The sequence below is a fragment of the Pantoea sp. JK genome (assembly GCF_026130245.1).
Taxonomy (GTDB): Bacteria; Pseudomonadota; Gammaproteobacteria; order Enterobacterales; family Enterobacteriaceae; genus Pantoea; species Pantoea trifolii.
The window spans coordinates 50,554-62,273 of record NZ_JAINFN010000014.1 but is presented as its reverse complement, the minus strand read 5'-3'; the positions used below and the strand labels follow the sequence as shown (position 1 = coordinate 62,273).

The 11,720-nt window shown below is 53.9% G+C and carries 14 protein-coding genes; 2 read left to right on the top strand and 12 right to left on the bottom strand.

What is annotated here, in order from left to right; translation table 11 throughout:
• Positions 1–2: 2 nt before the first annotated feature.
• From PanJK_RS22830 to PanJK_RS22800, 7 genes are read right to left on the bottom strand one after another with little or no spacing between them, the layout of a single operon-like run.
• Positions 3–1,538, bottom strand: a complete 1,536-nt coding sequence (locus PanJK_RS22830; protein ID WP_265303261.1) for a TIGR03752 family integrating conjugative element protein — start codon at positions 1,536–1,538, stop codon at positions 3–5.
• Positions 1,528–2,442, bottom strand: coding sequence for a TIGR03749 family integrating conjugative element protein (locus PanJK_RS22825; protein ID WP_265303259.1), 915 nt, complete (start codon positions 2,440–2,442; stop codon positions 1,528–1,530). The genes PanJK_RS22830 and PanJK_RS22825 overlap by 11 nt, the downstream gene beginning before the upstream one ends.
• Positions 2,442–3,098 (bottom strand): PFL_4703 family integrating conjugative element protein, encoded by a 657-nt coding sequence (locus tag PanJK_RS22820; RefSeq protein WP_265303255.1) that lies wholly within the window; start codon positions 3,096–3,098, stop codon positions 2,442–2,444. The genes PanJK_RS22825 and PanJK_RS22820 overlap by 1 nt, the downstream gene beginning before the upstream one ends.
• Positions 3,095–3,460, bottom strand: a complete 366-nt coding sequence (locus PanJK_RS22815) for a TIGR03750 family conjugal transfer protein (RefSeq protein WP_265303253.1) — start codon at positions 3,458–3,460, stop codon at positions 3,095–3,097. Before PanJK_RS22815 ends, PanJK_RS22820 begins: the two co-directional genes overlap by 4 nt.
• A gap of 13 nt (positions 3,461–3,473) precedes the next feature.
• A complete protein-coding gene (locus PanJK_RS22810; RefSeq protein WP_265303250.1) occupies positions 3,474–3,863 on the bottom strand; it encodes a TIGR03745 family integrating conjugative element membrane protein in 390 nt (129 codons plus the stop codon).
• 31 nt (positions 3,864–3,894) lie between these two features.
• The gene (locus PanJK_RS22805) at positions 3,895–4,137 is read right to left on the bottom strand and encodes a TIGR03758 family integrating conjugative element protein (protein ID WP_265303248.1); all 243 of its coding nucleotides are present in this window, start codon (positions 4,135–4,137) and stop codon (positions 3,895–3,897) included.
• Positions 4,137–4,472: an RAQPRD family integrative conjugative element protein gene (locus PanJK_RS22800; protein ID WP_265303246.1), complete on the bottom strand. Its 336-nt coding sequence runs from the start codon at positions 4,470–4,472 to the stop codon at positions 4,137–4,139. The genes PanJK_RS22805 and PanJK_RS22800 overlap by 1 nt, the downstream gene beginning before the upstream one ends.
• Positions 4,473–4,853: 381 nt before the next feature.
• Here PanJK_RS22800 and PanJK_RS22795 point away from each other — a divergent pair, with 381 nt between their 5' ends.
• On the top strand, positions 4,854–5,534 hold the full coding sequence (locus PanJK_RS22795; RefSeq protein WP_265303244.1) for an SOS response-associated peptidase family protein: 681 nt from the start codon (positions 4,854–4,856) through the stop codon (positions 5,532–5,534).
• 85 nt (positions 5,535–5,619) lie between these two features.
• Here the strand turns inward: PanJK_RS22795 and PanJK_RS22790 are convergent, their stop codons facing one another.
• Positions 5,620–6,492: a hypothetical protein gene (locus PanJK_RS22790; protein WP_265303242.1), complete on the bottom strand. Its 873-nt coding sequence runs from the start codon at positions 6,490–6,492 to the stop codon at positions 5,620–5,622.
• A gap of 422 nt (positions 6,493–6,914) precedes the next feature.
• On the opposite strand from PanJK_RS22790, the gene PanJK_RS22785 reads away from it, so the two are divergent.
• The gene (locus tag PanJK_RS22785) at positions 6,915–7,511 is read left to right on the top strand and encodes a hypothetical protein (RefSeq protein ID WP_265303239.1); all 597 of its coding nucleotides are present in this window, start codon (positions 6,915–6,917) and stop codon (positions 7,509–7,511) included.
• Between the two features lie 272 nt (positions 7,512–7,783).
• On the opposite strand, the gene PanJK_RS22780 is transcribed toward PanJK_RS22785, so the two are convergent.
• Genes PanJK_RS22780 through PanJK_RS22765 form a run of 4 tightly spaced genes read right to left on the bottom strand, consistent with a single transcriptional unit; the run spans position 7,784 to position 11,718 of the window.
• Positions 7,784–8,557 (bottom strand): TIGR03747 family integrating conjugative element membrane protein, encoded by a 774-nt coding sequence (locus PanJK_RS22780; protein ID WP_265303237.1) that lies wholly within the window; start codon positions 8,555–8,557, stop codon positions 7,784–7,786.
• Positions 8,550–10,649, bottom strand: a complete 2,100-nt coding sequence (gene traD / locus PanJK_RS22775) for a type IV conjugative transfer system coupling protein TraD (protein WP_265303235.1) — start codon at positions 10,647–10,649, stop codon at positions 8,550–8,552. The genes PanJK_RS22780 and traD overlap by 8 nt, the downstream gene beginning before the upstream one ends.
• Positions 10,646–11,215, bottom strand: a complete 570-nt coding sequence (locus PanJK_RS22770; RefSeq protein WP_265303232.1) for a restriction endonuclease — start codon at positions 11,213–11,215, stop codon at positions 10,646–10,648. Before PanJK_RS22770 ends, traD begins: the two co-directional genes overlap by 4 nt.
• A complete protein-coding gene (locus PanJK_RS22765; RefSeq protein WP_265303230.1) occupies positions 11,212–11,718 on the bottom strand; it encodes an integrating conjugative element protein in 507 nt (168 codons plus the stop codon). The genes PanJK_RS22770 and PanJK_RS22765 overlap by 4 nt, the downstream gene beginning before the upstream one ends.
• Positions 11,719–11,720: the final 2 nt, after the last annotated feature.

Sequence of the window (11,720 nt, the reverse complement as noted above, 5' to 3'; positions counted from 1 at the left end):
CCTCAGTCCAGTCCGCCGGTGCTGCCGTCTTCGCCTGGCAGGGTAAAGTCATATCGCACGCGACGGCCCTTATCTTCGTAATCGATCGCCAGCTCGCGGGTAATGTGTACGGCCAGTTTCACCCCCGGCTGCACGTAAATCGCGTCAAACGTCTGGCCGTATCGCTGTTTGACCCACTCGGTGATTTCATCCGAGCTGCCTGAAATCGCCTTGCCCAGCACGGCCTGCCCGGCGTCGCCGGTCAGCGTCGAGGTCACCCCGCCGTAGGCGTTTGTCTGACTTGTCGTCTGGTTCTGACCGATGGCATCACCCGCCGCGCCGGCTGCACCCAGAAGCCCGATCGTTGGCAGATAGCTTGAGGCATTCGATTTGCGCGTGCCGGAGATGCAGGGGATCCCGTTTTCATCTGAAATCCAGCCGATGCCGCCGCTGGTGCCGGTCTCTTTCCCGCCGTTCTGGTTGCTGTTATTGCCGCCTTTGCCGCTGCGGTCCGGTTTGGGCAGAGTACGAACCGTGCCATCGGTGAACACAAACGTGACGCTGTTGACCTGACCGCGCACGCAGGACAGGGTCCAGTCACCTGAGGCGGTTCCGGAGACGATTGCCCCCTCCACGTCCGGCAGCTCGATGCCGTTGGCCGTCAGGTTGTCTTTACCAATCAGCACCTTGAAAGGATACGGGTCGGTGACGGTGCCATTAATCGGCACGCGGCCGAGCAGCGCCGTCATCGCACGACTGCCGATAAGCGTGGAGTTTTCAGGCAGCGTATAAACCGGTTCGGCTTCGTCTTCAGCGCCTTTTTCAGCCGTCGAGCCCTTGACCTGCTGCTCGTAGCTGGCTTTCTGTTTTGTCAGGGCGTTTTCGCTGAGAAAGGATGTCGGGAATCGGGACTCTCCGGCGCTGTTTCCGGCACTGCCGCTGTTTTGTGCTGAAGAGGTGGCGGGGCTGTCCTGCGGCGTCACCCACATCAGGCCATCGCTGCCGGAGGCCGGGGCACTTCCGCCGCCGGCCCCCATGCCGTCGAGACCGAGCCCCAGTGGAATATCGCCGTCCTGACCTTTTGCCTTATCAGCAAGACCTTTGCCGGCATTCTGCAGTTTATTTGTGAGCTCGTTGAGTTTTGACGTCAGGACGTTCTGCTGCTGACGCATCTGGTTCTCACGCTCGTGGTAATTTTTTTCCACACCCTGCACGGCTTCATTTACCTGACCGGACACGTTGGTATTGCGCTCGCGCAGCTTTTCATTTTCGTCCAGCAGCCTTGCATTCTGCTTGTTGAGTGAATCCTGCTGCTGACGGACGGCGTTAAGCGAGCCAACGATCGTTTTCAGCGTATCCTGTGGGGTGTCGCCCTCGATGCCGAGCGCCTTGAGCTCCTGGGGTGACAGGCTCTTCAGCGCATCATCGGTCTGCGCATGGGCTGCCTGTGCAGCGGGCTCCTGCGGCTTACTGTTATAGCTTTTCAGGGCAATAAAGCCGCCTCCGACCAGAATGGCCGGGATCATCACTTTGACCAGCCCGTTTGACTTAATTTTCATAACGGATCACCTTCTGAGCCGGACGGGAAGCGGCCTTGCGGACAGTGGACGGCTCACGCACAAAAGCGTCATCAGGACGCCCTGACGTGACGAGGTAGAGCGCGGTGGTATCTTCCGGTGTACCGGCTGCACCCAGCCAGCGATGCTGAAAAGTGGCCGTGACAAACTGGCCCTTCAACTCACGCGGATCCAGAATCACTTTACCGGAAGAACTGTTGCGGATCCGGAGGGCAACAACGGTGCGCCCCGCCACGCCCCAGCCGGCAACCGGTGACACGGTCACGGGGGCAGAAGGGTACAGCGTGGTAATGCGTGATGGCAGGTGCGGATTAACAGGGTGTATTCCCGGCACGGCTTCAACGGTGCGTACCGGGGCATAGAGGTTCTGGGCTGCATAGCGCGTCAGCAGGACCGGAATCGGTGCCTTGTAGCTTTTTTTTCGTTTCGTCTGCGGGGTGCTGCGCTCCCCGCCGGATTTCTCACCCGTGTTGCCATCTGCGCTGCTGACCGTGCTGACGTCACCGCTGTAAATGATTTTAACCGGCTCGGCAGACGCAGCAGCGGTCGTGCGTACGTCGAGCAGGATCACTTCACCGCTCTCCATGTCCTGCAGCTGCAGGCGGGTTTGCGGAAAATCACTGTCGGCTTTGAGATACACCGCGCCGCCGGTGCTCTGCACGCGCAGCTTGCCGTTCAGCGCCGGGGGAAACCCGACGCGCACGTTTTTATCAACGAAGATCACGCGCTCCTGACCGGTTTTCAGCGGTATCTGCAGCGGTACGCGTTCCCATTTCATCAGTTCATCGGCCTGTGCCCGCGAGGCATGCATTGCGGCTGCCGGCAGCATTGAAAGTGACAGCGCGACAAGACAGGCGCGGGGGCTGAGGGTAAATGATGGTGTCATCAGAACATCCCCTTATTCTTCTGTTTTGATTCTTCAGGCGCGGCAGACAGGCGTTGCGGAATACCCTCATAGCAGTCCAGCGCCATGCCAAACGGATTCGTTTCAGAGTCACCGTCCCAGCGCACGACTTTCAGGGGATAACGCACCATGGCGCGTTTTACCGGTTCGGTGAGGTAATATTCATCAGCAACAAGATCGAGTTTCACGGTCCAGTTATTGCGGTCAATAACCTTCACGCTGTCACCGGAATAGCCGCGACCGGGAATTTCGTACACCACGCGGACACGATCGGTGAGCTCATTTTTTTCACCGCGTACCTTTGCATCCTCCTCAAGAAACGCTTTGCACTGCGGCGTCAGATACGCTGAGAGCGACTGAATGCGGGCGGGATAATCCGCCTTACCGTTCTTAGGCCAGGCGTTGAGCTGCTGGAAGATGTAATACGCGAAGCCATAAACGGTTGGCGGCGGGATCTCCCACCACGGGCGCGTACTCCCTTTGCGCAGGTCTGGCGGGTTATGGATGGTCAGCTTTTCAGGCGCTCTCATCCAGCCGCCCATTGCGGTCACCAGTAAGAGCAGCAACACGACGCACGCCGCCCGCAGGGTGAAAATATGCTGATCGCGGCCCTTAACCGCGTGGCGAAAACGACTCATTTGCTACTCCTGAGGTTTTTGCTGCGTCGCAGGGACCAGCCCCGCGAGTGAATGATTAAACTGATATCGCCCAGCCCCATGCGGCACTTTTTCAGTTCAAATTGCTGCCAGAGATAATTTTCCGGTTTTCCTCTTTTTTTGCTGGCGAGCCATTTACCGCCAAAAGCAATAAAAACGAGGGGAAAGAGTAGCGTGCCGGTTGGAATAGCAAGCCAGCCAAACAGGAAGGCGAAGGGCAATGAAAGGACAAAGCCGGATAGCACGCCAGTCAGCGCCGCCAGCCCTAACTCGGGGGTATTAAACCCCCGAAATACGACTGGCTCAGCGTTCAGGCGATCCGGTAAGAATTTAATGGTCGCCATCGGGATATCAGCCTTAAGCGATGACTTCTGCGGACTTGCCCAGCAGCCAGATAACCGCAACCAGCATCACCACGCCGACGACAACAATGGAGCCGAATTTAGTCCAGGAAGCGCGGTCATTGCGCACCTCACCGAAGGTAACAAGGCCCGCTTCCGCCACCTTAAAGAATGCAAATCCACATAACACAAGGCCGCCCAGAACCAGCCCGTCCTGTACATGGCCGCTAAGCGTGCCCATCAGGCCCGTGCCTGTGCCGCTGGAGGTCGGACCTTCCACGGTCGGCAGGTCGGCTAACGCCGGTCTGGCGGCCACGGCACTTAACATGCCGGCCGTCAGGATACGCGCCCAGGCTGATTTGGCTTTAGCGGTTACGCGGATTACTGCAAATTCAAACTTAGACATGATTTCACCTGTAAATAGAGTGGGTTAAGGGTTAACTGCAAAACATCCAGATACTGACGACTAACAACAAAACTGAGCGGACAATGGCTCTGCCCATGACACCTTCCTTCAGCCGCTGACTGGTCCAGCCTGAGTAAACGTCAACGATTGCCCATGCTGCCCAGAAGAAAAGAAAGGCGATCAGCAGCCCGAGACAGAGCAGGTGCAGCAGATTCGGTTCCACATTTCCCGACGCCGCTTTAAAGGCGGCTTCCTGTGCAGCGGTCATCGCCATCAGGGGCGCTCCCGGCGGTAATTTCCCGCCACGCCAGATAAATCACGGGGCTGAGCACGCGTGGGTTCCAGATAGCGGTCAATGCCGACGCTGATCGTTTTAAGGTCGCCGTTTGCCCGTTGGTAATCGAAGAAATAGCGGCCACGTTCCGATGGATCAGCCTGTGCTGCGGCAACCCGCGCCCGTTCCAGAGAAGCCTGCACCTGGACGATCATCCGCTGCGCGGATGCCAGCTCGTCTTTCTCAGATGCTGATACAGGAGAGGACGCGAGTGTGATCAGGCCCAGCACACCGCCGCATAACAGAAGTCGTGTTGCCGGCCGAAAAGATTTCATATGCACCTCCAGTGGTTATTGAATGCGGTAAGCATGCGAAATCCCGGCGTCGGGTTCAGCCGTTAACTCTTTTTGGAAAAATAAAAATTTAGAGGTCAGCGCGAATGCTGACTGAAGGGGTGCCAGATACTCGTGTTTGTTATAACTAAAATGAATTACTGACGCGGCGCTATGCGCCTCGCCTGCTGACGGCCGGCACCTGAAAACCATTTTCAGGTGCCTCCGTCCAGCTCCGATGTAGAAAACGGGAGAACATTAAATTAATTACCGAATGAAAAATTAAAAGCGGGTTCACTCGCTGATTTCGGCAATAGCTCAATGCATAGTGAATCAATGCGCAGCATGCCTAGACCGCTATCATTTATAGAGGGGGAAAAGTCTATGTGTGGAAGGTTTGCGCAGTACCAGAGCCGTGACATCTATTTTGACGCTATCGGCGTTAGCGACACCGATTACATACACGACCCGGAACCTATCGCGCGTTATAACGTAGCGCCGGGCACAAACGTATTGCTCCTGAACGAACGTGAGCAGCAGCTGTGCCTCGATCCGGTTTACTGGGGTTACGGTCCTGAGTGGTGGAATAAGCAGGCCCTTATTAACGCGCGCGTCGAAACGGCAGCATCAAGTCGAATGTTTAAGTCGCTATGGGCCAATGGCCGCGCGATTGTTTTTGCAGATGGTTGGTTTGAATGGGTAAGAGACGAGGAGAAGAAACAACCTTACTTCATTTATCATAAAGACCACGCCCCGCTGTTCTTCGCAGCGATCGGTAAAGCGCCGTTTGATGACCCGCACGGCCACGAAGGTTTTTTGATTGTGACGTCGGCCAGCAGTGATGGCATGCTGGATATTCATGACCGACGTCCACTTGTTTTGTCGGCAGATTCCGTCCTGGAGTGGCTGAATGAAGACACAACACCAAAGCTAGCTGAGGAAATTGCGAAGGACGCGGCATTACCGGTGAGTGATTTTAACTGGCACCCTGTCAGCACCCGCGTTAACAGCCCCAAAAATCAGGGCAAAGAGCTCATTGAACGCATTAAAACCAGCGACATTTAATTGTAGATAGCCTGTAAACTTCCGTTAGAAAAAGTCCGCTATGTGCCAGGAGCAGACACATCTTGGATTAAAGCAGTTCTCAAAGTTAAATACAGTCGGGATATTCGACAAGTTTTTGGATTAATGGGCGGAACGTTGCCCCGAGGGTATCAGCGAATTTCATTCCCATCTCCTCGATAGAGCCTATTAGGCAATCTGTGGCAACGCCCAGAGAAACGTTAACTAGAGCGATATCAGCGTCACCAGATTCGCCATGCCCACGAAGCTCATCAATTCTATCAATTGCCAAAGGCAAAGGGTGAGCTAGATTTGAGAGTAACTGATAATGAAGTTCAATGTTGGCTAACCTAGGGCAGCGCGTTTCAAAATCAGCTTTGGTATAATACATTCCCGCCCGATTCTTAAGGCTATTTTGTTTGTCTTTGCTCAAGGTCTTATAGAATTCGTGATTTAAAATTCGATCGCGTTGTTCAGGAACTCCGCTGATGAAATTGGTTAGCTCCGTTGCCGGTACGCCTGCTTTAATCCTGATGTCACGCCATTTCGCGTTTCTATCTTTCTGGAAAATATGGAACCGAAAGTCCGCCTCCACTTCAGAAATAGCTTCCGTTCCGTAATAATAAAGTGCCTGAAAGTTTTCCATTATACTTCTGGAGACTAGTGCGATTGTTGTCACGTCCCATAAGCCTTTGTCAGGATCACTTCCGATTTGTAGCTCTGGTAACAGTTTCTTAAGACTGTAAGACGTCAGTAATTGCCGCGTGAAGATATTAGCAGCCCGAATTCCTCGTCCGTCTGTATCAATCCCGCTCTGGTTTAATGATATTGTTGTAGCAACTTCACATGCACTTTCAAAATTTTTATAAAGACACATGTAAGTTTTTTCCATTGCTGTATAATTTCTGAAACGAGGACCAATATGCTTTTTGTTTCTTTTTGACTTTTTATCTCTTTTCATTTCCCACACCAAACTCGAATGTTTTAACTTAATTCAGGATAAGCTTTCTTTTACATTCGATCTATAACTACATCATTGTTAAGAGTCATAACGTCCGCTGCTCGCTCGCAGCACACGAACAGCACGTTTGGCTGTCCGCCTCGTGCCAACTGCAGGACTAGAAAAACAGTTGGCCTTCCTCCGGTGATGAATGAGCAACTGGTCAAAAAGCCTTCATTTCCCAAAGCGCGTGGGCATTTATCCACTGAAAGTATTCGCAACTGGCATCCTAGCTCAACCTTTCCAAACTTAGGCTTCCGCCTATGACCACGACAGGTATCCCATAAGCGATTTTCATTTGATGCTGTGATAATGATTAACTACTAAAAGTTAAAGTTATTCATTAACGTGCCGACAACATATATACTGTTCTTGAGACTGTCATGACTATGAATATCAATTTTGAAGTTCCTGAAGAGCCGCCTGTTGAATCGCCTGAAAAAGTATGGGAATTACAATGTAGGCTTGATGCTCTTGCCCAAGAGTTATATGGAGTTCGAAATCCTCTGATAACTCTTAATCCACCAATATTTACGGATGATCCTAATGCTCCGCAGGTCGGTTTTTCAAAAGGCGGAGCACATGCTGAGTTAACAAGGAAAGCTGCAAATGATTGGTCATTCTGCATCTATCAATTATCACATGAAACAATTCACCTTCTAGACCCGCGACGTAGGCCACCTTATGGAAAAGGAGCGAATTATCTTGAAGAAGGTGTGGCCGTTGAATTTTCGCTGCTAGTGACAAAGCAAATTGCGCCAGAATTTATAACTCTTGGAACTGGGCCGGAGTCACTCAAATATAAAGAGGCGAAGAACAGGCTGATAAAAATAGGAATTAAAGACTTTCACGGAAAGTTAAAGGCAATGAGAGATCGAGCTGGTCACTTCGCAGATGTGTCAAGTGACATAGTGCAATTAATTGCTCCTAGCTGCAAAGGTAAAAATGCAACCAAGTTAACTGAAAGTTTTTATACCTAATTAGGTATACAAGAATCTGGCATGAGCTAGAAAAAACGCCAGAAGGTGGCTGTTAAATTTATTAAAAGGGATTTTCCAAGTACTTGATCTGATATCTTTACTCTACAGCTCTATGAATCATATCAAGTTACCCGCTCCTATTGATTAATATTAAATTTCATTAGCCATGTCCGTAGAACGCTCATTACCGCCGTTCACTGCAACACAAACTCTGTCTAATTTATCTTCGTTAAAACTCAAGCCTGCATTACGCAGGCCTAAGTCTTAGTTGGTCATAGATATTTTTTAAACGATGCGGTTGTGACCGTAATGGTGAGCCCCAGCATTAACGCGGCTGGCAGCAGCAGCAGGTTTGGATAGACCGCTGAAGGCCATGACAGGTAGGCCATTACCGGCAGATACACGGCTGGTTTAATCAACCTTTTCGCACGGTGGTAAAGAAACGACGACTCATAGCCGGCTCCGAACCGACGCAGGTCTCGCCGGCCGAGTCCTTCGACCACTGCGACACATATCACCAGTACGAAAAGCGGCACAGACAGTGCAATGATAGTCACGCGGATCAGGGTCACGATGGAGACATATACCGTTGCCAGCATGTACTGCTGAAGATAGTTCCCCAGCCAGCTGCTGGCCCCTTTAAGGTTACGCGATACCTCGTTTCCTCTATTCATCTCAGCCTTATAGGTATCCTGTAACCAGCTGATGATTCCACTGTCAACAAACGCCCACTGATATGCATAAGTCACCCAGCGCGTTACCGTTACCGCCGGCTCGGAAAGTAACAGGCTGCGGGTAAAATCAGAAGACAGATAACTAAATTCTGTATCCATCACAACCTGGCTGTGCTTAGCTCCCATTTCAGGCCAGAAAAACGCGATCCCGACGTATTCAATGACAAGACTCAGCATCAGTGAGGCCAGAATCACGCCGATGAGTTTCCACGGCCAGCCCCATGCCAGGTTATAGAGCAACCCGTGCTCGCGAGGCTGCACGGGTTGTTGCTGCGGATATTGTTGCGGTGCGGTACGACGTGCCTCAGCCATGATTATCTCCCTTCACTGGTGCGATTGCTGAACTGCGGCTGTCCCACCATCCTTCACTGCTGTGATAGTTGCGTCGCATCTCTTCGGCCAGACGCGCGATATTTTCAGGCATATGAATGTCACCGGCATCACCCGCCGGCAACGGCATCTGGATTTTCCAGAGCTGACCGCCTTCAAGCAGCGCGAACGCCTGGCCTTTTGGCAGCGTAACGATGTCGGAAGGCTCCAGCAGCGGCACTTTGATGGTGCCCACGCGGTCCTGCGTGCTGGAGGTAAAATCATGGTTTACGGTGACGTCAGCTGAATCCTGATGACCTGAGACCAGCGTTTTACTGTAGATTTCAACCTGCGGCAGCTGTGAGGTCAGCAGCTCGGCCGTCCGGTTCTCCCTGACGCGCAGCATAATCAGGTTGTTGAAGTTACCCTGAACCTGAGAGGTTTTGGCGGCGCTCCCGATCCGGGCTTCAATATCGGAGGACGTCTGCGTATAGGCCGTCACCTGCATGCCCGCACCGCCCCCTTTATTGATGAGGGGGATAAACTCATTGCCCATCAGTTCGTTAAACTCATCGCAGTGCAGATTGATGACGTCCTTGTCCTCTTTAGATCCGGGCAGGCCGCCGTTGATACCGTGCTTGTAGATATGGCCGGCCACACTCACCAGGTCGGCAAACATGCTGTTACCCACGGCGCTGGCAACCTCGCTGTCGCTGAGCGCATCGAGTCCCACGTAAACGATGCCTTTTTTACGGATCACCTGTTCCCAGTCAAAAATGGGGCGGGGATCGTCCATATTCAGGTAATCAGGCGAGAGCAGCTCTGCCGTTTTGCCGGTGGTCAGTTTTTCCAGCAGCGGCAGCAGTGACGCGACAATTTTATCAAAATAGGTTCGGTCATAGCGTACCGCAGAGCGTAGCCCGTCCAGTATCGGGTCATAAAGCTGATTGCCGGCGTCCGAGCTCAGCGCCACCTCAACGGCCCAGATACGTACGGCTTCCGGCTGTCCCTGCATGGCACGCGGTACGTCATCTTCACTGAAGGCATTGGCATTATTTTCGATCTGGCTGTTCAGTTCCGGCAGCTTCTCGGTGATAATTTTTTCGGCGTAACGCAAATAAAGGTCAGCGATGTTGTTCACGTAGCGGGTAATGAGGCTGTAATCCGGACGTTCCCCAAGCGCGACCAGCGCCCGGGCAACAATATTCACGAATCGCCAGGCGAACTCGCGAAACGCCGCGCTGTTGCCTTCGCCGCTGAGCTGGCCGGCGACGCGTGTCGCCACTTCCGATACGCGCCCGAAACGCCCCACGGCGTTATAACGCGCGGAGATGTCAGGCCAGCCAAGGTGGAAAACCGTCAGCTCATCCCCCCGCCCTGCCCGGTGAGCTTCCGCCCAGACCCTTTTAAGCAGGTCCGCGTCCCCTTTTGGGTCAAATACGATGGTGATGTCCCCGCGCCGTATATCCTGGGTGATCAGCAATTCAGCCAGCCGCGTTTTCCCCACACGGGTGGTGCCATAAACAACCGTATGGCCGACGCGCTCACGTAAATCGAGCGTGACGTCACTTTCATCCGGTTCAATACCATGAATGGCAGGATTGCCCCCGACCGGCGGGAGCGGGCGAAAGGGATTGAGCGCCGTGTCGGCGCTGAGCAGTTTCCCGATCGCCGGCAGACTGTTTTCCGTTGCCTCCTCAAGCTGGCGGGCAAGCTGATAGAGCCTGGAGGGTTTCAGATAGTGGGCCACCTCCGGGCGCAGCGTATCGCGCAGACGCTGGGTGTGTTTCTGAGTCCAGCGAAACCCTCTTCCCATGAAGAGCCGGCGCTTACTGACGGGGATCTGCTTTGACGTCATCACGTAACGCGGCAGACGGCGCAGATTACGACGGTAGCGGACGACCTGCATTCCCTGACGCGCGCGCACGGCAGACAACACCGCAAATCCGCCGGCGGTAACGTAGCTGACGGAGGGCGCGAGAGCTACAGCCCACGGCGCTGTGATGCAGACGACGGCGGCGGTGCCGGCGGCGACGGCCGTATTCAGCTCCACGGCGGGGCGCAGAAGCGCTTCAATAACGTATTTATCACTCACAGAGAAAACTCCTCTAATGGTTTGCCTGCCAGCAGCGCTAAAAGACGGTGCCCGCTGATAATCATCAACTGCTGTGAGCCCCTGCTGACAGCCCGGCTTTTCTGTCCCGTACGGCCGGTATGAATAAACAGGCCTCGCAGCCCCATACACATCAGTACCGCTTCAAAATCACGGACGTGCGCCGGTGTAATGGACCGACTGTAGCGTTTGGCCTGGATCAGCCAGCACTCGCCGTTAATATGTACCTTTCCGTCAAGGCCGCCGTCTCCGCTGTACGACGCATTACGCTGTATGGGATACCCCTGACGTTCAAACGCCAGCAACAGCAGCTCCTCAAAGACATACGGATTAATTTTGCGCAGATAGGTCATGCGCTGCCCGTCACCGTTAAGTTCGCCGAGACGGATATACACGCGCTCAGCCGCCGCGCGATAGCGCTGGTGCCGGCGCTCACTGGCCGTCTGCCGACGAAAGCGCCAGAGAAGATAAATAATGACCGCCAGCAGAGCAGTCAGCAGAACCGGATTCCCCATCAGCTGGGCAGCGACATAAGGGGCAGATATCACTGCAGCACCTCCTGAGACAGGCCACTGTCCGTGATAAGCACAGGGTAATGGTTCAGCTGGAGGCGACGGGCAAGTTCAGATCCCGATGAGGGGGCCAGCTGCAGGCCGGGGACTAGGCTACGCAGCTCAGCAAGCGACGCCAGGTTATCGATGTTCACAATCAGGCCCGCCGCGTTTCTGGCCGCAAGATGCTGTGCGTTGTGAGCAAGCCACTGACGTGAATAGCCGTCATCGCCGATGATGAACAGCGAGCCGATACCTGGCAGCGTCAGCGCCCGGGGGGCAACGTTGCCCGGCGACATTTCAGGTGTTGTCACGGGCAGCATGGCCGCTTCGCCCTGCGCCAGAGGTGCGGCAGGCGGTGGCGGCGCGTCCTGCCGGTTGACTGCGTCAAAAACGGCCTGCGTGCTTTGCCCGCCCAGGTCTGCGATAACGTTGAGCTCAGCGAGCGCAGCGGGTGAGAAAACAATAATTACGGTAATAATGAGTGTGTTAAGCGTCATGA